The 23,137-nt window shown below is 64.4% G+C and carries 23 protein-coding genes; 10 read left to right on the top strand and 13 right to left on the bottom strand.

The window, feature by feature from the left end; genetic code table 11:
* Positions 1-2 precede the first annotated feature (2 nt).
* The 5 genes from L7H23_RS02085 to L7H23_RS02065 are packed head-to-tail and all read right to left on the bottom strand — an operon-like array spanning position 3 to position 3,022.
* A complete protein-coding gene (locus L7H23_RS02085) occupies positions 3-818 on the bottom strand; it encodes a c-type cytochrome (RefSeq protein ID WP_237837707.1) in 816 nt (271 codons plus the stop codon).
* Positions 815-1,093: a hypothetical protein gene (locus L7H23_RS02080; protein WP_237837706.1), complete on the bottom strand. Its 279-nt coding sequence runs from the start codon at positions 1,091-1,093 to the stop codon at positions 815-817. The genes L7H23_RS02085 and L7H23_RS02080 overlap by 4 nt, the downstream gene beginning before the upstream one ends.
* Positions 1,090-1,509 carry a VOC family protein gene (locus L7H23_RS02075; protein ID WP_237837705.1) on the bottom strand — a complete coding sequence of 140 codons (420 nt, stop codon included), beginning with the start codon at positions 1,507-1,509 and terminating at the stop codon, positions 1,090-1,092. The genes L7H23_RS02080 and L7H23_RS02075 overlap by 4 nt, the downstream gene beginning before the upstream one ends.
* Positions 1,506-1,856 (bottom strand): hypothetical protein, encoded by a 351-nt coding sequence (locus tag L7H23_RS02070; RefSeq protein ID WP_237837704.1) that lies wholly within the window; start codon positions 1,854-1,856, stop codon positions 1,506-1,508. Before L7H23_RS02070 ends, L7H23_RS02075 begins: the two co-directional genes overlap by 4 nt.
* Positions 1,853-3,022, bottom strand: a complete 1,170-nt coding sequence (locus tag L7H23_RS02065; protein WP_237837703.1) for an isovaleryl-CoA dehydrogenase — start codon at positions 3,020-3,022, stop codon at positions 1,853-1,855. Before L7H23_RS02065 ends, L7H23_RS02070 begins: the two co-directional genes overlap by 4 nt.
* 100 nt (positions 3,023-3,122) lie before the next feature.
* Here L7H23_RS02065 and L7H23_RS02060 point away from each other — a divergent pair, with 100 nt between their 5' ends.
* Genes L7H23_RS02060 through L7H23_RS02045 form a run of 4 tightly spaced genes read left to right on the top strand, consistent with a single transcriptional unit; the run spans position 3,123 to position 7,655 of the window.
* Entirely contained in the window at positions 3,123-4,019 is an 897-nt protein-coding gene (locus tag L7H23_RS02060) for a LysR family transcriptional regulator (protein WP_237837702.1), read from the top strand.
* Between the two features lie 36 nt (positions 4,020-4,055).
* A complete protein-coding gene (gene cysD / locus L7H23_RS02055; RefSeq protein ID WP_275671249.1) occupies positions 4,056-5,000 on the top strand; it encodes a sulfate adenylyltransferase subunit CysD in 945 nt (314 codons plus the stop codon).
* Entirely contained in the window at positions 5,001-6,902 is a 1,902-nt protein-coding gene (cysN, locus tag L7H23_RS02050) for a sulfate adenylyltransferase subunit CysN (protein WP_237837700.1), read from the top strand.
* A 3-nt stretch (positions 6,903-6,905) separates the two neighbouring features.
* Entirely contained in the window at positions 6,906-7,655 is a 750-nt protein-coding gene (locus L7H23_RS02045; RefSeq protein WP_237837699.1) for a 3'(2'),5'-bisphosphate nucleotidase CysQ, read from the top strand.
* 52 nt (positions 7,656-7,707) lie between these two features.
* Here the strand turns inward: L7H23_RS02045 and L7H23_RS02040 are convergent, their stop codons facing one another.
* Positions 7,708-8,625: an MBL fold metallo-hydrolase gene (locus L7H23_RS02040; protein ID WP_237837698.1), complete on the bottom strand. Its 918-nt coding sequence runs from the start codon at positions 8,623-8,625 to the stop codon at positions 7,708-7,710.
* Between the two features lie 220 nt (positions 8,626-8,845).
* On the opposite strand from L7H23_RS02040, the gene L7H23_RS02035 reads away from it, so the two are divergent.
* Positions 8,846-9,979, top strand: a complete 1,134-nt coding sequence (locus L7H23_RS02035; protein WP_237837697.1) for a zinc-binding dehydrogenase — start codon at positions 8,846-8,848, stop codon at positions 9,977-9,979.
* On the opposite strand, the gene L7H23_RS02030 is transcribed toward L7H23_RS02035, so the two are convergent.
* Entirely contained in the window at positions 9,976-10,677 is a 702-nt protein-coding gene (locus L7H23_RS02030; RefSeq protein WP_237837696.1) for a YafY family protein, read from the bottom strand. The two genes, L7H23_RS02035 and L7H23_RS02030, sit on opposite strands and share 4 nt — an antisense overlap.
* 91 nt (positions 10,678-10,768) lie before the next feature.
* Between L7H23_RS02030 and L7H23_RS02025 the strand changes: the two genes are divergently transcribed.
* The gene (locus tag L7H23_RS02025; RefSeq protein WP_237837695.1) at positions 10,769-11,506 is read left to right on the top strand and encodes a glutathione S-transferase C-terminal domain-containing protein; all 738 of its coding nucleotides are present in this window, start codon (positions 10,769-10,771) and stop codon (positions 11,504-11,506) included.
* A gap of 48 nt (positions 11,507-11,554) precedes the next feature.
* On the opposite strand, the gene L7H23_RS02020 is transcribed toward L7H23_RS02025, so the two are convergent.
* From L7H23_RS02020 to L7H23_RS02005, 4 genes are all read right to left on the bottom strand, one after another.
* The gene (locus L7H23_RS02020) at positions 11,555-12,709 is read right to left on the bottom strand and encodes a cell wall hydrolase (RefSeq protein WP_237839311.1); all 1,155 of its coding nucleotides are present in this window, start codon (positions 12,707-12,709) and stop codon (positions 11,555-11,557) included.
* A gap of 9 nt (positions 12,710-12,718) precedes the next feature.
* Positions 12,719-13,639 carry a cysteine synthase A gene (gene cysK / locus L7H23_RS02015; protein WP_237837694.1) on the bottom strand — a complete coding sequence of 307 codons (921 nt, stop codon included), beginning with the start codon at positions 13,637-13,639 and terminating at the stop codon, positions 12,719-12,721.
* Positions 13,636-14,304 (bottom strand): alpha/beta hydrolase, encoded by a 669-nt coding sequence (locus L7H23_RS02010; RefSeq protein ID WP_237837693.1) that lies wholly within the window; start codon positions 14,302-14,304, stop codon positions 13,636-13,638. The genes cysK and L7H23_RS02010 overlap by 4 nt, the downstream gene beginning before the upstream one ends.
* A 151-nt stretch (positions 14,305-14,455) precedes the next feature.
* Positions 14,456-15,766 carry an MFS transporter gene (locus L7H23_RS02005; protein ID WP_237837692.1) on the bottom strand — a complete coding sequence of 437 codons (1,311 nt, stop codon included), beginning with the start codon at positions 15,764-15,766 and terminating at the stop codon, positions 14,456-14,458.
* Between the two features lie 127 nt (positions 15,767-15,893).
* On the opposite strand from L7H23_RS02005, the gene L7H23_RS02000 reads away from it, so the two are divergent.
* The 3 genes from L7H23_RS02000 to L7H23_RS01990 are packed head-to-tail and all read left to right on the top strand — an operon-like array spanning position 15,894 to position 20,607.
* Complete coding sequence (locus L7H23_RS02000) at positions 15,894-17,615, top strand: DUF885 domain-containing protein (protein ID WP_237837691.1); 1,722 nt, start codon at positions 15,894-15,896, stop codon at positions 17,613-17,615.
* Between the two features lie 53 nt (positions 17,616-17,668).
* Complete coding sequence (locus tag L7H23_RS01995) at positions 17,669-18,841, top strand: YARHG domain-containing protein (RefSeq protein WP_237837690.1); 1,173 nt, start codon at positions 17,669-17,671, stop codon at positions 18,839-18,841.
* The gene (locus tag L7H23_RS01990; protein WP_237837689.1) at positions 18,838-20,607 is read left to right on the top strand and encodes an adenylate/guanylate cyclase domain-containing protein; all 1,770 of its coding nucleotides are present in this window, start codon (positions 18,838-18,840) and stop codon (positions 20,605-20,607) included. Before L7H23_RS01995 ends, L7H23_RS01990 begins: the two co-directional genes overlap by 4 nt.
* Here the strand turns inward: L7H23_RS01990 and L7H23_RS01985 are convergent.
* The gene (locus L7H23_RS01985; protein WP_237837688.1) at positions 20,599-21,894 is read right to left on the bottom strand and encodes a transcription antitermination factor NusB; all 1,296 of its coding nucleotides are present in this window, start codon (positions 21,892-21,894) and stop codon (positions 20,599-20,601) included. The genes L7H23_RS01990 and L7H23_RS01985 overlap by 9 nt on opposite strands.
* A 58-nt stretch (positions 21,895-21,952) precedes the next feature.
* Between L7H23_RS01985 and L7H23_RS01980 the strand changes: the two genes are divergently transcribed.
* Positions 21,953-22,162, top strand: a complete 210-nt coding sequence (locus L7H23_RS01980) for a DUF1674 domain-containing protein (protein ID WP_345790416.1) — start codon at positions 21,953-21,955, stop codon at positions 22,160-22,162.
* 103 nt (positions 22,163-22,265) lie between these two features.
* Here L7H23_RS01980 and L7H23_RS01975 read toward each other — a convergent pair whose 3' ends face one another.
* The gene (locus L7H23_RS01975; RefSeq protein WP_237837687.1) at positions 22,266-23,048 is read right to left on the bottom strand and encodes a SapC family protein; all 783 of its coding nucleotides are present in this window, start codon (positions 23,046-23,048) and stop codon (positions 22,266-22,268) included.
* Positions 23,049-23,137: the final 89 nt, after the last annotated feature.

The raw sequence follows: 23,137 nt of genomic DNA, 5'->3' as shown, positions 1-23,137 counted from the left end.
GTTCATTGCGGCCGCTCCGCCCGTGCCTTGAGATAAGCGATCAGGGCGTTGCGCTCGTGAGGCGTTAAGCGGTTGAGCCGGGCACGCACGGTGTCGCCCATCATGCCCAGGTCGCGCGGCGTAATGCCTTTACCTGTGATCAGCAACTGTTCGAGCTGTTCGGCGCTATAGGCGCCGGCGATATCGAGATCGGGCGTGAAGTCGACATAGCCCTGCAATTTTGAATTATGGCATTCGGAGCACACCAGCATCGCGATATAGCGGCCATAGCGATGCTGCGATCCCACGTCCGCGGGCTGTTCCTTCCGGAAGCGTTCGGCGATCTCGGGAGCCGGACGCATCTCGCCGGTGTCGATCAGATGGAAGAATAGCGGCCCTTTCATCAAAGGCGGCATTGGCTTTCCGCCGGGGGGCACGGTCCGGAGATAGGCAATCAACGCCGCCATGTCCGCATCGCCCAGAAATTGCAGACCCTCCGACGGCATAAACCAGAATTCGCGCCCGTCCTTCGGCACGCCCTTGCGCAGCGCGCGCTCGAACTCGGCATCTGAGTAGCGCGGCATCAGCAGGCTGAGATTCGGGGCGTTCATCTCGCCCATTTCGGGATCGTCGGCCGAGGCATTCGTGCCCTGCATCGTGGAACCGTGGCAGGACTCACACCCGAGCAGCACGGCCAGACGCTTGCCGTGCGCCAGCTTTTGCTGCGCGGTCCGGTAATTTGCGCCGTCGAGTTGAAATTCTTCCGCCTCCGCGCGCTTTCCGCAAGCGCCGAGGCATAGCGCGGCTGCTGTCAACAAAAAGGCAAGCGGCTGTATCATGCCTCCTCCTCGGCGGAGGACGGGGCCTTCTTGCGGATCAGATGGCTATAAACGCCGACAAGGTTGATGCAGAGCAGCGCAACATTCTGCCAGCCGATGCCTTCGCTGTCGGGCTGAAGGAAGCCCCATGCGATGAGCGCGAGGCTGCTCGTCACGAAGATCACGAACGCCCAGCCATTCCATCGTTCGCCGAGGTTGAGCGATACCAACAACGCCGCGAGCGTCGCGGCAGCCGCACCATAATATTGCAGCGCGTCGAGCAGCGTCCCGTTCATCCGCCGGTCGCCCCGAAAACGAACTCGAGCTTCAATCCGTCGGGATCGGCGAAAAAGACGGCGTAGTAGTTTGGGCCGTAGCGCGGATAATCGGCTGGTGCATCGAGCACGGTGGCGTCGATGCTGCGCAGCAAATCATGGAGCGTATCGACGTCCTCGCGGCTTTCGGCGGTCCATGCAAGATGGTGGAGGCCCGGGGAGTAACGGTCGTGGGTCCGCGCTGTGCCGTCGCCGCGCGCTTCGAGGATGCCGATCGAATGGAAGGGCTCGCCTTCGCGGTCCCAGTCGCTGCCATGATCGTAATCCGCCGCACGGCGATAGCCAAGGAAGCCAAGCACCGCGTCGTAGAAGACGCGAGACCGCTCCTTGTCTGTGACCGTAAGATCGATGTGATGGACGAGCCCGCGCATGGTCATGCCAACGCGCCGATGACAGCGAAGATGCCCGACGCGGTCAGGAACGGCCAGCCGATATGCTTGCCGCGCGTATAGATCGCATCGAACAGGCCGGTCGCGGTCCACGCGGCACCGATCAGCAGGATAAGCTCGCGCGGTGTGCCGGGCCAGATGACCGACGCCGCCGACACCAGCATCAGCAGCGACAGGGCGTGCCACGCGAGCCGGAACACCTTGCGCGCCAGATCGACGCTCATCACGCCCTGGTCGAGCGTCATCAGCGGCTGGATCAGCCGCCGCTCGCCCAGAAAGCCGTGAACTACGGCCGTCGTCGCCATGAAGGCGGCCGACAGCCAGAGCCAGATCACGCGCCCGCGCCGATCAGTTCGCGGCCGATCAGCATGCGGCGGATCTCATTCGTCCCCGCGCCGATGTCGAGCAGCTTGGCGTCGCGCCAGTAACGTTCGACCGGCCAGTCCTTGGTGTAGCCCGCCCCGCCCAGCGCCTGGATCGCTTCGCCGGCGACCTTCACCGCATTTTCGCTGGCGAGCAGGATGCAGCCGGCGGCGTCGAAGCGCGTGGTCTGCCCGGCATCGCATGCCTTGGCGACGTTATAGACGTAGGAGCGCGCCGACTGCAGCATCACATACATGTCGGCGACCTTCGCCTGCATCAGCTGGAACGATCCGATAGGCTTGCCGAACTGCTTGCGCTCGCGAACGTAGGGAATGACCGTGTCGAGGCACGCCTGCATGATACCAAGCTGAAGCCCCGCGAGCACGACGCGTTCATAGTCGAGCCCCGACATCAGGACACCGACGCCGCCATTCTCGGGACCCATGACCTGTTCTTCGCTGATCTCGCAATCGGTAAAGACGAGTTCGGCGGTCGGCGAACCGCGCATGCCGACCTTGTCGATCTTCTGCCCGATGCTGAAGCCCGGCATGTCCTTTTCGATCAGGAAGGCGGTGATGCCGCGCGAGCCCGCGTCGGGGCTCGTCTTGGCATAAACGACCAGCGTGTCCGCATACGTGGCGTTGGTGATCCAGAATTTGGTGCCGTTGAGGACATAACCGCCCTGAACCTTGTCGGCCTTCAGCTTCATCGAGACGACGTCGCTGCCCGCGCCGGCTTCGGACATCGCGAGGCTGCCGACATGCTCGCCGCTGATCAGCTTGGGCAGATATTTCGCCTTCTGCTCGGCATTGCCCCAGCGGCGGATCTGGTTGACGCAAAGGTTTGAGTGCGCGCCGTAGGACAGGCCGATCGCGGCGCTCGCACGGCTGACTTCCTCGACCGCGATAACATGCTCGAGATAGCCGAGGCCAAGACCGCCAAACTCTTCCTCGACGGTGATGCCGTGCAGGCCGAGCGCACCCATCTGCGTCCACAGTTCGTCGCGCGGGAACCAGTCTTCGGCGTCGGCCCTGGCGGCAAGCGGAGCGATCTGCTCGTCGGCGAAGCGGGCAGTGGTGTCGCGGATCATGTCGGCGGTTTCGCCGAGCGCGAAATCGAAATCGGGGGTAGCGCGCATGAGGGTCCCTTCGGTCAGGGGCGGAACATGCCGCGGTTGTGCCTCAAAGCGGCTTCATATGAAAATTGAAACTTCACGCGTTTCAGCATAAGAAAATCTTATGATAAAGCGTTCGCACATCCGCCAGTTCCTCGCCGTGGTCGACGCGGGCAGCTTCACCCGCGCGGCGCAGCAAATCCGCGTCACCCAGCCGGCGCTGTCGACGGGCATCGCCGACCTCGAACGCCTGGTCGGTGCGCCGCTCTTCATCCGCAATCGCCGCCAGATCCGCCTCACCGAAGCCGGCGGCCGCTTCTTGCCGATCGCCCGCGATCTCGAACGGGGTTTCCGCTCCGCCGACGGCTTCGGCCGCGCCGAGGAAAGCGACAAACCGGTACTGAAGCTCGGGACCATTCGCTCCGTGCCGGGCGAGTTTTTCCAGAATGTCGCGGGATTGCTGTCGCGCGACTTCGCGCTGGAGATCAGCGAGAACAGCGACTCCGAACTTCGCGCCGCCATTCATGCCGGGCGCCTCAATATAGCAATGCTGTCGCTGCGTTCGGGCGAGCGCGAGCCGAATGTCGTGCCGCTCTACGAAGAGCCGATGGTGATGTTCGTCGCGGTGAACCACGCGCTGGCGGCGCAGGGGGAGGTTACGCCGGAAGAGCTGGCACCCGAAACGATGATCGCCCGCCGATCGTGCGAGTTCCTCGACGCCACCAGCCGCTTCTTCACCCGCCACCGGGTGCGCCCGCGTTTTGCCCTGCGCAGCGACAGCGACGACCGCTGCCTGCGGATGGTCGCTGCTGGGGTAGGGATCACGACCGCGCCCGGGTCGCTCGCGATCGAGGGCATCGTGCCCATCAAGGTCAGCGGCTATGACTTCCGACGCGAACTGGGCCTGCTCATCGATCCGGCATGGCTCGCACAACCCGAGATGGAGCAACGCCTGTCTCGCGCCCTTCCGGCTATCCAACGCGCCGGCGCCGACTGGCAGGATGCAAAGGTTGATGGCTGAGCTTTCAAGTCTGGCTTGTCCCCACGAAAGCCCATACTGCTTGCCCGCCGTCATCCACAGCGGCAAGGGCGGGTCATGACCGATACGCTGACCCATCTCGACCGGCTCGAGGCCGAGAGCATTCATATCATGCGCGAAGTGATGGCCGACGCGGCCAAGCCCGTGATGCTGTACAGCGTCGGCAAAGACAGCGCGGTGATGCTCCATCTCGCGCGCAAGGCCTTCTATCCGTCGCCACCGCCGTTTCCACTGCTACATGTCGACACGACATGGAAATTCCAGGCGATGTACGAACTGCGCGACCGGATGGCGGCCGAAAGCGGCATGGAACTGATCGTCTATCAGAACCCGGAGGCCAAAGAACGCGGGATCAACCCGTTCGACCACGGCCCGCTCCACACCGACATGTGGAAGACCGAGGGGCTGAAGCAGGCGCTTGACCTTCACGGTTTCGACGTCGCCTTCGGCGGTGCGCGGCGCGACGAGGAAAAGAGCCGCGCCAAGGAGCGCATCTTTTCCTTCCGCACCGCAAGCCACGGCTGGGACCCGAAGAAGCAGCGCCCCGAGCTCTGGAACCTCTACAACGCCCGCAAGGCGAAGGGTGAGAGCATCCGCGTCTTCCCGATCTCGAACTGGACCGAACTCGACATCTGGCAATATATCGCGCGCGAGAATATCCCGATCGTACCGCTCTATTTCGCCGCGCCGCGCCCGACGGTCGAGCGCGATGGCCTGCTGCTGATGGTCGACGACGACCGCTTCCCGCTCAAGGATGGTGAAGTCCCAGTCGAACGTTCCGTGCGCTTCCGCACCCTCGGCTGCTATCCGCTCACCGGCGCGGTCGAGAGCGAGGCGAAGACCCTTTCTGAAGTCATTCAGGAAATGCTCCTGACCACGACGAGCGAACGACAGGGCCGCATCATCGACAAGGATGGCGGCGATGCGTCGATGGAGAAGAAGAAGCAGGAGGGGTACTTCTAAATGACCGATCCTGTTTACGTCACCGACGCGCTGATCGCCGAGGACATCGACGCCTATCTCGCCGGCCATGAGAAGAAGTCGCTGCTCCGCTTCATCACCTGCGGCTCGGTCGACGACGGCAAGTCGACGCTGATCGGACGCCTGCTCTACGACAGCAAGATGATCTTCGAGGATCAGCTTGCCGCGCTCGAAGCCGACAGCAAGCGCGTCGGCACGCAAGGGCAGGAGATCGACTTCGCGCTGCTCGTCGACGGCCTTGCGGCCGAGCGCGAGCAGGGGATCACGATCGACGTCGCCTACCGCTTTTTTACGACGGAGAAGCGGAAGTTCATCGTCGCCGATACGCCGGGGCACGAACAATATACGCGCAACATGGTCACCGGTGCGAGCACCGCCGATCTCGCTGTCATCCTGATCGACGCGCGCAAGGGCGTGCTCACGCAGACGCGTCGCCACAGCTTCCTCGCGCACCTCCTCGGCATCAAGCATATCGTGCTCGCGGTGAACAAGATGGACCTTGTCGGTTATGACAAGACAGTGTTCGACCGTATCACGCTGGCGTATCGCGCCTTCGCGAGCGAGATCGGCATCACGAATTTCGCCGCGATCCCGATCTCGGGCTTCAAGGGCGACAATATCACCGGGCTGTCGGACAACACGCCCTGGTTCAGAGGGCCGGCGCTGATCGAGCATCTGGAGAATGTCGAGATCGGCAGCGCTGCGGATGAAGCCAGGCCGTTCCGAATGCCGGTACAATGGGTCAATCGTCCCAACCTTGATTTCCGCGGTTTCTCGGGTCAGCTCGCGAGCGGCAAGGTCAGGCCCGGCGACGCCGTACGGATCCTTCCGAGCGGCAAGACGACGACCGTCGATCGTATCGTGACGCTGGACGGCGACCTTGACGAAGCCGTCGCCGGCCAGTCGGTGACGCTGACGCTCGCCGACGAGGTCGATTGCTCGCGCGGCGACGTCATCGCGACCGCCGACAATCCGCCCGCGGCGGCCGACCAGTTCGAGGCGACGCTGGTCTGGATGGCCGACGAGGCGATGATCGCTGGCCGCGCCTACTGGCTGAAGCTCGCGACGCAGAGCGTCTCGGCGACGGTGCAGGCGCCGAAGTACGAGATCAACGTCAACACGCTCGATCATCTGGCGGCGAAGACGCTCGACCTCAACGGTATCGGCGTCGTCGAGCTGTCCACCGACAAGCCCATCGTGTTCGAGGCCTATGCCGACAACCACAGCCTCGGCGGTTTCATTCTCATCGACAAGCTGACCAACGCGACCGTCGCTGCGGGCATGCTGCACTTCAGCCTTCGCCGCGCACAGAATGTCCATTGGCAGGCGACCGACATCGACCGCGACATGCGCGCCGGGCTGAAGAATCAACGGCCTGCGCTGCTTTGGTTCACCGGTCTCTCGGGCTCGGGCAAGTCGACGATCGCGAACCTGGTCGAGAAGAAGCTGCACCGGATGAACCGCCACAGCTTCCTGCTCGATGGCGACAATGTCCGCCATGGGCTCAACCGCGACCTTGGCTTCACAGAGGCCGACCGGATCGAAAATATCCGCCGCGTCGGCGAAGTCGCGAAGCTGATGACCGACGCCGGTCTCATTGTGATCACCGCCTTCATCTCGCCGTTCAAGGCCGAGCGCGACATGGTGCGGTCGATGCTGTCTGAAGGCGAGTTTCTGGAAATCTTCATTGATACGCCGCTTGCCGAGGCCGAGAGGCGCGACGTGAAGGGGCTCTACAAAAAGGCGCGTGCCGGTCAGCTCAAGAATTTCACGGGCATCGACAGCCCTTATGAGGCGCCCGAGGCTCCCGAAATTCGCATCGACACGACCGCGATGACGCCGGATGAAGCGGCGGATCTGATCATCGATCGCTTGCTGGGATAGGGTATGAGCGCGGAGGAAACCGACGAACAGCTTGCTGAAAGGCTCGCAACCGCGGCTGGCGTCATGCTGCTCGACCTTCAGGTATCCGGCAAGTTTGTCGGCAAGTCGCTTGGACAGGCCGGCGACGCGCGCGCCAACGCAATGTTGATGCACGAACTTCGCGCCGCGCGCGCCGACGACGCGATTCTGTCCGAGGAAGAAAAGGACAATGTCGTACGCTGCGGCAACAAGCGTGCGTGGATCGTCGACCCGCTCGACGGCACGCGTGAATATAGTGAGGGCCGCAGCGACTGGGCGGTTCACGTTGCGCTTGCGATCGAAGGCGTCCCGACGGTGGGCGCGGTCGCGCTGCCTGGGCTTGGCCTCACACTGACCTCGGGATCGCCGAAGTCGCTGGAGCCGGCGAATGTTCCGCTCAAGATGCTCGTCAGCCGCACCCGGCCCGCCGCCGAAGCGGTCTATGTCGCCGAAAAGATGGGCGCCGAGCTGCTGGCAATGGGTTCTGCCGGCGCCAAGGCCATGGCCGTGGTGCGCGGCGAAGCGGATATCTACCTCCACACCGGCGGGCAATATGAGTGGGACAATTGTGCTCCGGCAGCGGTCGCGGTCGCGGCGGGGCTCCACGTCAGCCGTGTCGACGGTTCGCCGCTCGTCTATAATTGCGCGAACCCCTATCTCCCCGACCTGCTGATCTGCCGGCGGGAACTGGCGGAAGAGGTGCTCCGTCTCGCCGCTGCCTATCCGGGCGAATAGCACCGCGGGCGGAACCGCCGACGCACTTGTGGCGCGCCGACGGTATCGGGTTTCAATAGTCCCAGACTGCCGGCACGGCGCGGAAGGCGTCGCCCGCTACTGCGACATGATAGATCGACGGGAAGGGCAGGTGCGTTGCGACGAACGGCTCGCGCGTAGCCGCAAACTCGCGCAGCAGATCGATCCGGACGCGCGCAGATTCTTCGGGATCGTGTTCGAATCCGTTGTACCAGTCGGGCTGGTCGAAGCCGACCTGGAAGATCGCGTCACCGACGAAGGTCAGGCGCTCGCCGCCTGAGACCACCCGCACCATGCAGTGTCCGGGGGTATGGCCGCCGGTCAGCTGCGCAACGACCCCGGGCGCGACCTGGGCTTCCGTCTCGAAGGTCCGGATTTGCGCTGCATATTGTTCCATGAAGCGCTTGGCGGTGCGGCGAAGCGCGTCGGGAAAACCGTCGGGCATGACGGTCCGCGAGAAGTCGGGATTCTTCCAGAACGCCACCTCTGCCGCCGCGACATGCACGCGTAGATCCGGGCGCATGCGTTCGTGCGTGCCTTCGATGACGAGGCCGCCGATATGGTCCATGTGCATGTGCGTTACGACCACGTCGGTGATCGAATCGAGTGCGATCCCCGCGGCTTCCAGACGCTGCACGAGGCGCCCGGCCTTCGCCAGTTTCAGGTCGGGATCCATGCCAAGCCCTGCATCGACGAGGATGGTCTGATCGCCGCTGCGCACGACGAGGACGTTGAGCGGCCATTCGGCAATTTCGCGCGGAAGAAACTGGGCGTCCAGCCAGTTATCGAGGGCCTTCGATTCGACATTGTGCGCCAGAACATGAGCCGGGATCGGCAGGATGCCGTCGCTGATCACCAGCACGTCGATATCGCCGACTTTCAGCGCGTACCGCGACGGAACCGGCTCGTCGAGGATCGGGCTTGCCGGGCGGGAAAGGGTATCAAGGGTCATGTCAGCCTCCTCTGCGTTAGGAAAGCAAGGATCGCGCAACTGCAAAGCGGCACATATCGTGCACGCCGACAGGTCTCGCAGTCGGTTCGACAGATTGACCTGTACCTCGGGATAGGCCGGGCTCGCGAAACGTGATCGGCGACCTTCGGTTGGCGATTGCCATCGGCGGCGCCGCGCCGTAATTCGGTTTCATCGAAAAACCGAACAACGGGAGACCCAGATGACCGACCTGCCGGCAACCAACACCGTCATGGTGACCCTCGTGAAGCCCGAGGGGCAGCTCGAGGTCTATTTCGAGCGCCGCCCGATGCCCGAGCCCAAGCCGCATGAAGTGCTGGTGAAGGTCCTGACGACGCCGATCAATCCGTCCGACCTCGGCCTGCTGTTCGGCGGTGCCGATATGTCGACCGCGCGCGCTGGCGAGCGTGACGGCTTACCGATGATCACCGCAGATGTGCCGTCCGCCGGCATGCGTGCGATGGGCGGACGTATCGGCGATGCGCTGGCGATCGGCAACGAGGGCTGCGGCGTGGTCGTGAAGGCGGGAGCCTCGCCCGAGGCGCAAGCGCTGGTCGGTAAAACGGTCGCGCTGCTCGGCGGCGAAATGTATGCCGAATATCGCTGTCTGCCGCTGCAGATGACGATGCCGCTGCCCGACGGCACCGATCCGGTCGACGGCGCCTCGTGTTTCGTCAACCCGCTTACCTCGCTGGCGTTTACAGAGACGATGCGCATGGAGAACCACAGCGCGATCGTCCACACGGCCGCCGCATCGAACCTCGGCCAGATGCTCGTCAAGATTTGCGCGAAGGACGGCATTCCGCTCGTCAACATCGTGCGCAGCGATGCGCAGGTCGAAATCCTCAAGGGCATCGGCGCGCAGCATATCGTCAACAGCAGCGCCGACGATTTCATGGACCGCCTCGTCGATGCGATCGCCGATACGGGTGCAACGCTGGGCTTCGACGCGACGGGCGGTGGCAAGCTGTCGGGGCAGATCCTGACCGCGATGGAAGCCGCGGCGGTGCGCAAGATGACGAACTACAGCCGATACGGTTCGGACACCTTCAAGCAGGTGTATATCTATGGCGCGCTCGACCTGTCGCCGACGACCTTCTCGGCGCGCAGCTTCGGCCTGACCTGGGGGCTGGGCGGTTTCCTGCTGACACCGTTCATGCAGAAAGCCGGGATGGAGACTGTAGGCCGGATGCGCAAGCGCGTCGTTGACGAACTGACCACGACGTTCAAGAGCCACTACAGCCACGAGATATCGCTGACCGAGGCGCTGAATCTCGACACGGCGCACGCATACAACGCGAAGCGCACGGGCGAGAAATATCTGATCCGTCCCTAATCGGACCGTTGCGTGCGGCACCTGCGCTGATCCGCTTCCCATCGCGCGCGCAGCCGCGCGAAGGGTTCGGGGATGCGTTCGTCGAGGCGCTCGACGCGCTGCATCCGGTCGGTCCGGAAGTGGCGGAAGGTGCCGCGCAGTTCGCAGTGGGCTGCAAGCAGCCGGACGTCGTCCTGGTAACCGATGACGATCGGCCATAGCACGCGTTCGGTCGCGCGGCCCTCGACGTCGGCATAGGCGATGGCGAGCTTGCGCCGGTCGCGGATCGCGGCGCGGACGACCGATACCTCGTCCCTGTCCGGACGGGCGTCACGGAACAGGAAGGGCTGGATCGCGGGGTCGATGATCGCCGTGCGCAAATGGTCGGGTACAGCAGCCGACAGCTTCGCGACCAGATCGCGCGCGCCGCGGGCGAGCGCTTCGTCGCCGCGCTGCGCGACCCATGCTGCACCAAGCGCGGCGGCTTCGAGTTCGTCGACGGTCAGCATCAGCGGCGGCATGTCAAACTCGCTGTCGATGACATAGCCCGTGCCCGCCTCGCCTCGGATCGGGACTCGCTGTGCCAGCAGTTCGGCCATGTCCCGATAAAGGGTACGGAGCGACACTTCGAATTGCTCCGCCAGTACATGGCCCGCCACAGGGCGCCGCGCGGTGCGCAGCGTCTGGATGATGCCGAAAAGTCGTTCGGTCCTTCGCATGGATCGATTCTGCCAAACCTATGCTGACATCATGCTGTCAGTAGTGGTTCGATAGAGGGGCGGCGTCCTTTTGAAAAGCAGGAGACGAGCCATGACGACGCTATACGGATGGGGGCCGATGTTCGGCTGCCAGAGCCCCAGCCCCTTTGTGATGAAGGCCGATATTCACCTTCAGATGTTCGGCATGCCGTTCGACCGCGCGATGGCGGACCTCGACAGCGTGAGCAAGCACAAGGCGCCCTATGTCGAGGACGAAGGACGCATCATCGAGGATTCGACCTTCATCCGCTTCTATTTCGAGGAAAAGCTCGGAGCCGACCTCGACCATGGCCTTAACACCGAACAGAGGGCGATTGCCGCCGCTGCTGAGCGGATGTTCGAGGACCGGCTGACCGCGATCGTCGGTCATGAGCGCTGGATCGAGGGCGACAATTTCGAACGCGGCCCGGCGGCCTTCTTCGGCGCCGTTCCCGAACCGGTGCGCGCGATGGTCATCGCCGAAACGCGCGAGCGTGTCCGGACGGGATATGAGATCAGCGGGATCGGGCGGCACAGCCGCGCCGAGCGGATGCAACTCGCGCGGCGGGATATCGCAGCGGCGGCGGCCCTGCTTGGCGACAAGCCCTTCTTCCTTGCCGACTATCCGACGGCGATCGACGGCATCGCCTATGGCGCGCTGTCGGCGTGCACCGCGCCGATCTTCGATACCGAGCTCAAGGATATGGTGGCAGCGCACGCCAATCTGGGCGCCTATTTCAAGCGAATGGAGGCACGCTTCTTCGCCGAGGATCGCTGGCCTTCGATGATGCCGCAGGCCGAGGCGGCCTGAAGAAGGGGACGGTCGCGCGCGGATGCCGCGACCGTCCGTTTCATTCCGTCAGCGCTTCATGCACTGGCGCACGTCGTCGCGCTTGTACTCGCTGCAGTTCCAGAGCGCCTTTTCGAACCCGGCCTTGTCATCGCGAAGGTAGGAAAAGGTCATCGCCGAACGCTGCATATCGTTCATCGCGTCGTTGTCGGGCTTGAGCGTCGGATTGGTCCAGCCCATGAACTTGCAATAGGGCTTGTCGCCGCAGAGGCGGAGCGCGGTCGTCACGAAGCTTTCGGGCGCCGCCTTCCGGTCGAGCGCAACATAGATGGTATCGCGGCCCGCCTTTTCTCCGGCGCCGGTCACAACCTTGGCTTCGCCGACAGCGGCATTGGCATCGACACCGGCAAGTTCCGCGGGTGGCAGCGTACCGATCGCAAGCGCATGCGCCGGCGAGAGCGCGGCCATCTTCACGATGCCCGGATCGCTCCCCGATACGGCGCCGCGGAAGGCGCCCGGCGTTCCCCAGAAGCCCGGCCAGCGAAAGAAGAGATGCGTGTCGACGATCGCAATCTTCTCGAGGCTGTCGCTCCAGTAGGGGCGCACCCAGTCGGTGTGATAGTGGGTCGCGAGCCCGACGGGCGAATAGACCGTTCCCGAGAGCATCATCTCGGCATTCGCCTGTGCACGCGCCCAGGCGGCGTCCGAATAGCGGCGGCCGAGCGCGCCATCGCAAGTGAAGGTGAACTGGCATCCCGTTGTGCGTTCGGAGCCCTGAAACACGACGCCGCAGATCGACTTCGGGAAGGCGGGATGGCGGGCGCGGTTGATCACGACCTGACCGACCGCCTGCTGCCCTTTGGCGTCGTCGCCCGCTTCGTAGATCATCGCAGCCGCAAGGCAGTCGCGCGCGCGGGCGCGGCCGTCGCCGCTTCCGGCATAGATGAACGGACGTGCTGCGACGAAGCCTTTGGTCACGAGCGGGATTTCGGCGTTCTGCGCCTTGGCGTCGGCCTCGGTCACCGGCGCCAGCTCCATTGGTGCAACTACGGGAACGACATCGGCGGGCGGGGCGACCGGATGCGGTCGTACGCCATGCTTGCCGGCTCCTGCATGGCTGCTCGCATAGAGCACGGCAACCATCGCCACGACCGTCAGCAGGACGAACAGCCAGCCCGTCCAGTCGCGCCGCAGCGGCATCGCCTGTTCGCCTTCAAGGCGCATCACGAAGGATCAGATTTCGGGCAGGAAATCGGGAACCGACAGATAGCGCTCGCCGGTGTCGTAGTTGAAGCCGAGCACGCGCGTGCCGGGCGGGAGTTCGGCGAGCTTCTGCTCGATCGCCGCGAGCGTCGCACCCGACGAGATGCCGACGAGCATCCCTTCCTCGGTCGCGGCGCGGCGTGCGAAATCCTTGGCCGCGGCGGCGTCGACCTTGATCACGCCGTCAAGCAGGTCGGTGTGCAGGTTGCGCGGAATGAAGCCGGCACCGATGCCCTGAATGGGATGCGGCGCGGGCTGCCCGCCCGAGATGACCGGCGAGGCCTCGGGTTCGACCGCGAAAACTTTCAGGTTGGGCCAGTGCTGCTTCAGGAACTGCGCGGTGCCGGTGATGTGGCCGCCGGTACCGACGCCGGTAATCAGCACGTCGATGGGTGCATCCTTGAAGTCGGCGAGAATTTCAGGGCCCGTCGTGCGGACATGGACGTCGATATTCGCTTCATTCTCGAACTGCTGCGGCATCCACGCGCCGGGGGTGGTTTCGACCAGCTCGATCGCGCGCTCGATCGCGCCCTTCATGCCCTTTTCGCGCGGTGTCAGGTCGAAGGTCGCGCCATAGGCGAGCATCAGGCGGCGGCGTTCGAGCGACATGCTCTCGGGCATGACGAGCACGAGCTTGTAGCCCTTGACCGCTGCGGCCATCGCCAGACCGATGCCGGTGTTACCCGACGTCGGCTCGACGATGGTGCCGCCTTCCTTCAGGCTGCCGTCGCGTTCGGCGGCCTCGATCATCGCAAGTCCGATCCGATCCTTGATCGACCCGCCGGGATTGCTGCGTTCCGACTTTACCCACACTTCGGAGTCGGGGAACAGTTTGGCCACGCGAATGTGCGGCGTATTCCCGATGGTCTCGAGGATCGAATTGACTTTCATGATCGGTGCGCTCTTTCTTTATACTCGAACCGGGGGTCGAGACGGACCCGGTTCGGCCAGTCTCCGGCGCGCAGCCACTGGGTCTCGTCGGCCAGGGCGGGCAACGGCGCGGGTTGTAACGAGGCGAGCAGATACTGTCCATAAGGCCAGTCGCCGATCCCCGAGTCCGCGTTGATGTGGCCGAACGGGCCGGCGTTGACGAAGCGGGCATCCCACTGCCGCGACAGGCGCCAGACGTGCGGCGTCTTCGCATAGGGATCATTGTCGCTCGCGACGACGATCATCGGGGTGCGCGAGGTGAAGCCGGGCGCGTCACCGAAGCCATAGAGGCGATTCTCGTGCCGCAGCCGCGACAGTTCGGGCGGTGCGACGAGCAACGCACCGGCGACACGGGTACGGGTCAGGGCGCTGGCGGCCGCGAACCAGTGCGCGAAGGCGTGGCAGCCGAGGCTGTGCGCAGCGATCAGGACCGGCTCGCCTTCGGCGTCGATCGCTTCGGCGATGCGCTTGACCCATTCGTCCTTGTCGGGGTTCGACCAGCGACCAAGATCGACTCGCTCGCAGTCGGCGAACTTGTGCTCCCACAGGCTCTGCCAGTGGGTCGGGCCGCTGTTGTGAAGGCCGGGAATGGTCAGGATTTTGTGGCGTATCGTTGCATTGGGCATCGGAGGTTCTCCATCGAAGAGGGGGAGGGGAACCGCGGTGACGGGTGCAATCGAAATAACTCAACTAATTTAGTTGGCAATCACTTTGTGGCGAAAGGAAGGCAGTTTGCGACGAGCCGATTCTGCCCTTTCGGGCGGCCGCGAAAATGCGTCAGTCGGCCTGTTTGAACTGTGGCTCGAAGGTCTTGGCGCGGCGCAGCTCGGGGAAGAGCCAGGCCCAGAGCGCGGTAACGCCGACTGCGGCAGCTCCTCCGACGACAACAGCGGGAACGGGGCCCAGCGCCGCAGCCATTGCACCTGCGCGCATCTCGCCGAGCTCGTTCGACGCCGAAATGGCGAGGCCCGAGGCAGCACTGACCCGGCCGCGCATATGGTCGGGGGTATTGAGCTGGATCAGCGTCCCGCGCACGAAGACCGAGAACATGTCGGCGGCGCCGAGCAGGACAAGCATTGCGAGCGAAAGGAGAAGGCTCGTGGAAAGGCCGAACGCGACGGTGGCGAGCCCGAAGACCACGACCGCCCACAGCATTTTCACCCCGACGTTGCGTTCGATCGGGCGGAACGAGAGTCCCAGCGCCACGACCGCCGCACCGAGCGCGGGCGCCGCACGGAGCAGGCCGAGGCCTTCGGAACCGACATGCAGGATGTCGCGCGCATAAACGGGCAGCATCGCGGTCGCGCCCGAGAGGATCACCGCGAACAGGTCAAGCGTGATCGTGCCGAGCAGGAAACGTTCCATCCACACGAATTTGAGACCATCGAGCATCTCGCGCAGCGGATGGCGGCGCACCTCGACCGGGGGCGGCAGCACGGGCCGGACGCGGCTGATCGTGAAGGCCGAGACTGCCAGCAGGATGGCCGCGAAGATATAGACCGACGTCGGATGCGCGGCATAGATCAGGCCGCCCGCGGCGGGGCCGATGACCGAGGCCGATTGCCAGGCGATGCTGCTCATCGCGATTGCCCGCGGCAGCACCGCCGGGGGGACAATGTTCGGCGCGATTGCGCTCATCGCCGGGCCCGAGAAGACGCGCGCCACGCCGTGCAGCGCAGCGAGTCCGAAGAGCAGGGGCAGCGTCAGGCCGCCGGTCCAGGTGAACCAGCCGAGCGTCGCGGCGATCGTCATGTCGATCAGGTTCGAAAAGATTGCGACGCTGCGCCGTTCGAAGCGATCGGCCGCCCAACCGGCGACCGGCGTCAGCACCGCAAGCGGGACGAACTGGAAAAGGCCGAGCAGGCCGAGCTGGAACGATGCTTCCTTGATCGACATGCCGTAATCGGTGCGGGCGGTGTCGTAGAGCTGGTAGCCGATGACCACCACCATCGCGATCGTCGCCATCACCGCCGTGAAGCGCGCGACCCAGTAATAGCGGTAATCGGGATAGCTCAGCGGGGAGGGGGCGGGGGGCGTGTGTTCGGGCAGAACCGGCTCTTCGCCATCGGGTGGTAGTATCGTCGCCATCGACATCCGCCCTATCGTGCTTTTCGCCGCTGTCCAGTAACCCTTACGTATGCCGTTCGTCGATTATCGGATGTCATCCGCCGGTCGTGGTGGCAGAAGCCCGCCATCGATTGAGGGAGATAATCGAATGACACGTAAATTTGCCCGTTTCGGCGGCGCGGCGATGGCTGCGACGCTGCTGGTCCTGACCGCCTGCAACGCGTCGGACAACAAATCTGCGTCGGCGCCGAGTGCGAAGAACTGGACCGAGTTTCGCGACAATTTCCTGAAGGGCTATTTCCCGCTCAATCCCAATTTCGCAGTCTATCAGGGCAAGCACGAGTTCGACGGCCAGCTTCCGGACTGGTCGCTGGAAGGCCTCGAAAAGCAGACTGCATTCCTCGAAAAGACGATCGCTGACGCCAAGGCGTTCGACGGCAAGATGACCGACGCGGAGAAGTTCGAGCGCGACTATCTGGTGCATGTAGCCGAGGGGCAGTTGTTCTTCCTGAAGGATGCGGATTTTCCGCACACCAATCCTGCCTTCTATGTCGGCTCGCTCGATCCGAACGTCTATATCGCGCGCCCCTATGCCGATGCGACGACGCGGATGAAGGCGTTCATCGCCTATGCGCAGAAGGTTCCGGCGGCTACCGCGCAGATCAAGGCGAACCTCAAGCTGCCGCTGCCCGCGACATTCGTCAAATTCGGCACTGCGGGCTTCGGCGGCTTCGCGGATTATTACACGGGCGATGCCAAGAAGGCCTTCGCCGAGGTCAAGGATCCCGAACTCCAGAAGCAGTTCGACGAGGCGGCGGCAAAGGCCGCTGCGGCCGTGAAGGATCTGGCAACCTATATCGGATCGAAGCCCGGCACCCCCGACGGCTATGCCCTGGGCGCCGACAAGTTCGCGAAGATGATCCTGACGAACGAGGCGGTCGATACACCGATCGACGAACTCGAACGGATCGGTCAGGCCGATCTCAAGCGCAATCAGGACGCGCTGAAGGCCGCCTGCGCGACCTATGCCGCGGGGATGACGATCGCCGACTGCATGAAGAAGATGAACTCCGACAAGCCCGCCGACGGTCCGGTCGCCGAGGCACGGCGCCAGCTTCCGTCGCTTCGTGCGTTCATCGTCGAAAAGGATCTCGTCTCGATCCCCGGCACCGAACAGGCGCAGGTCGAGGAATCGCCGCCGTACAACCGGCAGAACAGCGCCTATATCGACATCCCCGGGCCGTACGAGAAAGGCTTGCCGTCGGTCTATTACATCTCGCCGCCCGACCCGACCTGGGACAAGCAGACCCAGAACGACTTCGTCCCCGGCAAGAAGGACCTGATGTTCACCTCGGTCCACGAAGTGTGGCCGGGTCACTTCCTGAACTTCCTCCACTCGAACCGTGCCGAGAGCATCTTCGGCAAGCTGTTCGTCGGCTATGCCTTCGCCGAGGGCTGGGCGCATTATACCGAGGAGATGATGTGGGATGCAGGTCTCGGCAACGGCGACCCCGAAACGCACATCGGCCAGCTGTCGAACGCGCTGCTCCGCGATTGCCGCTATCTCTCGGCGATCGGGCTGCACACCAAGGGCATGACCGTCGCGGACTCGGAAAAGCTGTTCAAGGAACAATGCTATCAGGACGAGGGCAACGCCCGGCAGCAGGCGGCGCGCGGCACTTATGATCCGCTCTACCTCAACTACACGATGGGCAAGCTGATGATCCGCAAGCTCCGCGAGGACTGGACGAAGGGTGACCGGACGAAGTGGAAGGCCTTCCACGACGAGTTCCTGTCGTACGGCGGCCCGCCGATCCCGATGGTCCGCGCGGCGATGATGAAGGAAGATGCGCCGAAGGCTGTGTTCTAAGTCACTGGCGAATCGACCGACCCGAGGCTAGCCTCTTCGAAAGGGGCTAGCCGATGGTCGACGTCTTCATTTCCTATTCGCGCGATAACAAGGCGCGCGTCGCGCAGATCGCGCAGGCGGTCTCTGCTGCGGGCTATGCGGTTTGGTGGGACGCAGAGCTCCCCCCGCACCGTTCCTATGGCGATGTCATCACCGAAAAGATCGGCAGCGCAAAAGCCGCGATCGTCGTCTGGTCGCATCAGTCGGCGCAGTCCGAATGGGTGCGCGCAGAAGCGGATGTCGCGCGCAACCAGAAGAAGCTGGTCCAGACGGCGATCGACGATGTGATGCCGCCTTTGCCCTTCAACCAGATCCAGTTCGCCGAGCTTGCTGACTGGAACGGCGAGCCCGATCATCGCGGCTGGCGCAAAGTGCTGATGAGCCTTGAGGAACTGTGCGGGCGCGAGGCGGCACCGGCAGTTGCGCCTCGACCCGTGCCGACACCTGCTCCTTCGGGTGATTTGCATGTAGCGCCGGCGGAACGGAAATCGTCCACGGCCCTGACGCTTGCCTGGTTGCTCGTCGGGCTGGCGGTGATCGCGATTGCGCTCCTCGCGTGGAAGTTGACCCAATCGCCTCCGGCCTCGGCGCCTCCGGCGGAGACCGTTTCCGCTCCGGCAGAGGAGCGCGCATCCGGAACATCGTCCGCGACCGACAGCACACCGGTCGAAGCTTTCACCCTTGCGGCGGTGATCGACGACCCCGACGGCTTCACCAATATCCGGGCCGGCGGGAGTACGAAGGCCGAGATCGTCGGCAAGGTGCTCGATGGCGAGAAATTCCTGACCTATCAGCAGTCCGGGCAATGGTGGCGGGTTCGCAAGGCCGATGGAACGACCGGCTATATGTTCCGCAAATATATCCGGTTGATCGAGGGAGGGGTGGCACCGAAACCCGCTTCTGGCGGCCCCATGCCTACAGGCGTCGGCGGAAGCGGAGTCGTTATTCCCGACTCATCCGAAAGACTGCTGACGGCCGAAGAGCTTGGAAATTACAGCGCGCTGGAACTGCGGATCGCCCGCAACGAGATTTTCGCTCGCAAAGGTCTGCGATTCAAGGACCCGGCGCTGCAGGCGCACTTCAGCCAGTTCGGCTGGTACCGTCCGACGACCGACGCCGTTGCGCTGTCGTCTACCGAAAAGGCAAACGTCGCCCTGCTGAAATCGGCCGAAGACGCGGCGCAATGACTGACGCCGCCACGGTCGAGGCGGAGGTCGCACATCGGCTGGGCCAAGGCGACGCGCTGAGCGCTTTCGACTGTGCGGCGGCGGCACGACGCGAGGGGATCGAAAGCTCACGGCTGCGCTATCTGATGGTACGCGCGCTGGCGGCATCGGGCGACAGCCTCGGCGCGATGCATCTTTACGAGCAGCTCGATCTGGCGGCATCGGGCGACGTCGACAGCCTCGCGCTGGCGGGACGTATCTGGAAGGATGAGGCATTCGACCAGACGGGGACGGAGCGCACCGCCTTTCTTCAACGTGCGGCCATGGCTTATGACCACGCCTTTCAGGCGTCGGGCGCGGATTTCCCAGCCATCAACGCCGCAAGCCTTTATGCGATGCTCGGGGAGTTCGACCGCGCAGCGGCGCTCGCCGGACCGATCGCGGCCAATGGCGCGGCGGACAATTATTGGGATCAGGCGACGCTGGTCGAGGCATTGCTTCTGCTCGGTCGCGGCGACGAAGCGCTGTTTCACGCACATGCCGCCAATGCACAAGCGGGGACGCGGGCCGGGGATCGCGCCTCGACCTGCCGCCAGATCGCACGCCTTTCGGCGAGCGGTGCCGTCGACCCCGGCCACGCGAAAACCATCATGGCCTTGCTTCGTCCGCCTCCGGTCGGCTTCTATTGCGGCCGCATGTTCCGTGCGGGAGGCGAAGGCGAGGCGAACGCCGTCCGCGCGATCGCCGACACGCTCGACGCGCAGCCGTTGTCGGCGCTGATCGGCCCGCTCGCATGCGGCGCCGACATATTGTTCGCGGAAGCCGCGCTCGATCGCGGCATCGACCTGACGATCGTCCTGCCTTTTGCCGAGGACGACTTTATCGCCCAATCGGTGCAGTCGGGCGGCGATGAATGGCTGCCTCGCTATCTTCGTTGCCGGGACCGGGCTGCGATGGTGCATTTCGCCAGCACCGCGCGCTACGTCAGCGACGACTGCCAGTTCATCCTCGGGTCGCATACCGCCATGGGTCTTGCTCGGCTACGCGCGCGCGAGCTCGAAACCGTTGCGCTTCAGCTTGCGGTCGTCGATCCCGATGTGGCGGCGCGTTCCGGCGCCGAAATTGCGGGGACCAATGCCGATATTGCGCTCTGGCGGGACAAGGGGGGGGAGACACTGACGATCCCGGTCGGCGACCTTGATCGCAATCTCGATTTCCCGCCCGCTCCGAAGCCGCCCGAAGGGACCCGGCGCGGCCTTTATGCCATTCTTTTCGCCGACTTTGCAGGTTTCTCGAAACTTGGCGAGGCCGAGCTGCCGATCTTCGCGCATGAAGTGATGGGCGGAATAGGCCGCATTCTCGACGGCTTCGGCGATGCGGTCCTGTTTCGCAATACGTGGGGCGACGCAGTCTATGCCGTGATCGACAATCCCGCCACGGCCGCCCGAATCGCACTCGCAATGCAGGAAAGGCTCGACGTGCTTCCCCCCGGTCTCGGCCTCGAAGGCCAAAAGGCGGGCATGCGGACCGGTATCCACTTCGGGCCTATCTATCGCGGCGTGGATCCGGTTGTCGGTAACGAACTCTGGTATGGAACCGAGGTCACGCGGACCGCGCGGATCGAACCGGTCACGCTGGTCGGGCAGGTCTATTGCACCCAGCCGCTCGCGGCGATGCTCGCACTTGAAAATTCCCGCGATTTCGATTGCGACTATGTCGGCAAGGTCCGCCTCGCCAAGGATTATGGAGAACTGGCGCTGTATCGGCTCTCGCGCCGTTCAGCCTGAAGGCGCGCACAGTCGCGCGACGAAGAAGCCATCGAGGCCGCCGACGTCCGCCAGCATGCCGGGAAGCGTGCGGACAAAACCTTGCCCGTCTGGAACGATGCCGTCAGGGAGTTCGCCCGCGTCGACGGGCGCGATGCTCCAGCCGGGATGCGCTTTCAGGAAGGCGACGACCCGATCCTCGCCCTCGGCCCGCTCGAGCGAGCAGGTGGCGTAGACGAGCGTCCCGCCCGGCTTCAGCCATCCGGCCGCGCGAGAGAGCAGTTCGGCCTGCAAATTCGCCATGTCCCCGATCTGCCGGGGCTCGATCCGGTGCAGCACGTCGGGGTGACGTCGGAAGATGCCGGTTGCAGAGCACGGCGCATCGAGAAGGATCGCGTCGGCAGGGGCGTCGGGTGCCCATTTGCGGACGTCGCCCTGCACGACGCCGGCTTCGAGCCCGGTCCGCGCCAGATTGTCCGACAGCCGCTCGAGGCGCCTCGCGCTTGAGTCCACCGCCACGACCTCCCAGCCTGCGGCCGCCAGTTGCATCGTCTTGCCGCCCGGAGCGGCGCAGAGGTCGAGGACCGTCTTCCCGTGCCCCGCGCCGAGCAGGCGGGCGGGGAGGCTGGCGGCGATGTCCTGCACCCACCAGCCACCGTCCTGATATCCGGGCATGGTTTCGACAGCCTGGCCGCGCGGGAGGCGAATATGATGTGCGGCCAATGCTGTCCCGTCATCCCAGCCATCCCGCGGTTCGTCTGCAAAGCTGAGGTCGATCGGCGGCGGTACGCTCCACGCGGTCGCGGCCGCAGCGACGATTTCGTCGCCCCATTGCGCGGCCCATCGCTCGGCGACGGCTTCGGGCAGGTTGGCAGCGTCGGGAAGTGCCCATTCTTCCTGCTGCGCGCGCGAAAGGATGGCATGGACTAGCCGGCGCGGACCACCCGCCACGAGTGGGAGCGCCGTTGCGACGACGGCGTGCGGCGGCGTCTTCAGAACGAGCAGTTGGGCAAGGGCGAGGCGCAGCACAGCACGCGACTTCACATCCTCGGGCAAGGTTTGGGACGTCGCGCTGTCTATCAGCGCGTCAAGGTCGCCCATCCAGCGCAGCGCCTCCGACACGATGGCGATCGCGAAGGCACGGTCGGCAGGCGCCAGTCCCTGCGTCGCCGCGTGCGCCGCAATGTCGAGCGGGTCGCCGCGGCGGAGCACCGCATCGATCAGACGCAGCGCAGCGCGCCGCAGCGCGGTGCCGGGCGGATCGGCCTCGGCAGGGCCGCGACCTCGACGGGGGCGACGGTCAACCATATGATCGGTGCTCGGCGGGATTGGCTTCGGACATGCAAGCTCCTATATCCGCCATATCATGGCTGAAAACAGAGAAACCCGGGATATGGGCGGTACGCCCCGCGCAACGACGCGTCCGGCGCACGTCAAGGCGCCAGCGGGCTGGACCAACACGCCGCTTCCCGTTCCCGCGCCGATCCATGAGGACAAGGCGGAGGAGCAGCCCGGAGGGCGCAACCCCGTGCGTTACGGCGATTGGGAGCTCAAGGGCCTTGCGATCGATTTCTGAGATTCGCAGCCCGGTTCGCAAGCAAGCGAGCCGATGACCCGCAACACCGGCGCCGGAACCGCGATCGGTCCGGCTCCGGCGTCGACGGTCACCGGTCATGACGTCAGACGGCGGGGGTCTGAACCTCGAGGATTTCCGGCACCTTGCCTGCGCGAACCTGTTCGGCGAACACGTCGCGCATCAGCTGCAGCGAGAAGAGGTGCGCGAAGATCAGGCCGAGAATGCCGTTCTGCATCATCTTGCGCAGGACGTCGCCGCGCAGTTCGCGCAGCTTGTTCTCGTCAACCATCTGGAAGCCGCGGTAGACATAGGGCTTGTCGCTGCCTTCGGGCTGGATCGCGACTTCGCCGTCCATCAGCAGGTCGGCCTTCTTGAGTTCTTCCATGAAGAAACCGGTACGCTGTCCCGCTTCCTCGAAATTCTTGCAGAATTCGAGCACGGCCTGGACCGGCTGCGTCGGCTGGCCGTTCTCGAACAGCGCGTCGCCTTCCTCGAACTGACCGATCGCGCCCGAGGTCGGATCGAAGCAGAGCGACAGGTCTTCGCTGTCGGGATTGAGGCGCGCGAGGAGGAAGGGGTAGCGGCGAATATAGGCCGGGACATAGACCGGATTGAGCAGCTTGCCTTCGGTATCGACGAAGGTGTTCACACCCTCGTTGAGGCCCATCAGAGCGAGCGGGACGGGGTTGTCGCCCGCCGAAAACACGATCGGGAAGAAACGGCACGCCGAGACGAACTCGTCCGAGGTCAGCGGTACGGCATGCTGGTCGACCAGGAATGCGGCGCTGTCGAGCGGGCGAGCATGGAAATCGGCGTGATCGACGCTCGAAAGCGGAACCAGATCCTTGTAGAAAAGCGGCAGGTTGTTGGCGGGCGCAGTGGCCATGAATTGAACTCCGGTCATTGGCCCCGAGACCGTCGGGGCAAAAAGCTGATTGCGCGCCTTATTGGTACGCGCGCCGCCGCGCAAGGGGC

The organism is Sphingopyxis sp. BSN-002, assembly GCF_022024275.1.
Classification (GTDB): domain Bacteria; phylum Pseudomonadota; class Alphaproteobacteria; order Sphingomonadales; family Sphingomonadaceae; genus Sphingopyxis.
This window is presented reverse-complemented; position numbering and strand designations above follow the sequence as displayed.

What these genes read in the sequence shown, in the direction of transcription:
- L7H23_RS01995 (WP_237837690.1), top strand. Translation starts at nt 17,669, where the DNA reads ATGGTCGACGTCTTCATTTCCTATTCGCGCGATAACAAGGCGCGCGTC.
- L7H23_RS01985 (WP_237837688.1), bottom strand. Translation starts at nt 21,894, where the DNA reads ATGGTTGACCGTCGCCCCCGTCGAGGTCGCGGCCCTGCCGAGGCCGAT.
- L7H23_RS02005 (WP_237837692.1), bottom strand. Translation starts at nt 15,766, where the DNA reads ATGGCGACGATACTACCACCCGATGGCGAAGAGCCGGTTCTGCCCGAA.
- L7H23_RS02025 (WP_237837695.1), top strand. Translation starts at nt 10,769, where the DNA reads ATGACGACGCTATACGGATGGGGGCCGATGTTCGGCTGCCAGAGCCCC.
- L7H23_RS02040 (WP_237837698.1), bottom strand. Translation starts at nt 8,625, where the DNA reads ATGACCCTTGATACCCTTTCCCGCCCGGCAAGCCCGATCCTCGACGAG.
- L7H23_RS01975 (WP_237837687.1), bottom strand. Translation starts at nt 23,048, where the DNA reads ATGGCCACTGCGCCCGCCAACAACCTGCCGCTTTTCTACAAGGATCTG.
- L7H23_RS02085 (WP_237837707.1), bottom strand. Translation starts at nt 818, where the DNA reads ATGATACAGCCGCTTGCCTTTTTGTTGACAGCAGCCGCGCTATGCCTC.
- L7H23_RS02080 (WP_237837706.1), bottom strand. Translation starts at nt 1,093, where the DNA reads ATGAACGGGACGCTGCTCGACGCGCTGCAATATTATGGTGCGGCTGCC.
- L7H23_RS02010 (WP_237837693.1), bottom strand. Translation starts at nt 14,304, where the DNA reads ATGCCCAATGCAACGATACGCCACAAAATCCTGACCATTCCCGGCCTT.
- L7H23_RS02000 (WP_237837691.1), top strand. Translation starts at nt 15,894, where the DNA reads ATGACACGTAAATTTGCCCGTTTCGGCGGCGCGGCGATGGCTGCGACG.
- L7H23_RS02030 (WP_237837696.1), bottom strand. Translation starts at nt 10,677, where the DNA reads ATGCGAAGGACCGAACGACTTTTCGGCATCATCCAGACGCTGCGCACC.
- L7H23_RS02020 (WP_237839311.1), bottom strand. Translation starts at nt 12,709, where the DNA reads ATGCGCCTTGAAGGCGAACAGGCGATGCCGCTGCGGCGCGACTGGACG.
- L7H23_RS01980 (WP_345790416.1), top strand. Translation starts at nt 21,953, where the DNA reads ATGGCTGAAAACAGAGAAACCCGGGATATGGGCGGTACGCCCCGCGCA.
- L7H23_RS02035 (WP_237837697.1), top strand. Translation starts at nt 8,846, where the DNA reads ATGACCGACCTGCCGGCAACCAACACCGTCATGGTGACCCTCGTGAAG.
- cysK (WP_237837694.1), bottom strand. Translation starts at nt 13,639, where the DNA reads ATGAAAGTCAATTCGATCCTCGAGACCATCGGGAATACGCCGCACATT.
- cysN (WP_237837700.1), top strand. Translation starts at nt 5,001, where the DNA reads ATGACCGATCCTGTTTACGTCACCGACGCGCTGATCGCCGAGGACATC.
- L7H23_RS02065 (WP_237837703.1), bottom strand. Translation starts at nt 3,022, where the DNA reads ATGCGCGCTACCCCCGATTTCGATTTCGCGCTCGGCGAAACCGCCGAC.
- L7H23_RS02060 (WP_237837702.1), top strand. Translation starts at nt 3,123, where the DNA reads ATGATAAAGCGTTCGCACATCCGCCAGTTCCTCGCCGTGGTCGACGCG.
- L7H23_RS01990 (WP_237837689.1), top strand. Translation starts at nt 18,838, where the DNA reads ATGACTGACGCCGCCACGGTCGAGGCGGAGGTCGCACATCGGCTGGGC.
- L7H23_RS02045 (WP_237837699.1), top strand. Translation starts at nt 6,906, where the DNA reads ATGAGCGCGGAGGAAACCGACGAACAGCTTGCTGAAAGGCTCGCAACC.
- L7H23_RS02075 (WP_237837705.1), bottom strand. Translation starts at nt 1,509, where the DNA reads ATGACCATGCGCGGGCTCGTCCATCACATCGATCTTACGGTCACAGAC.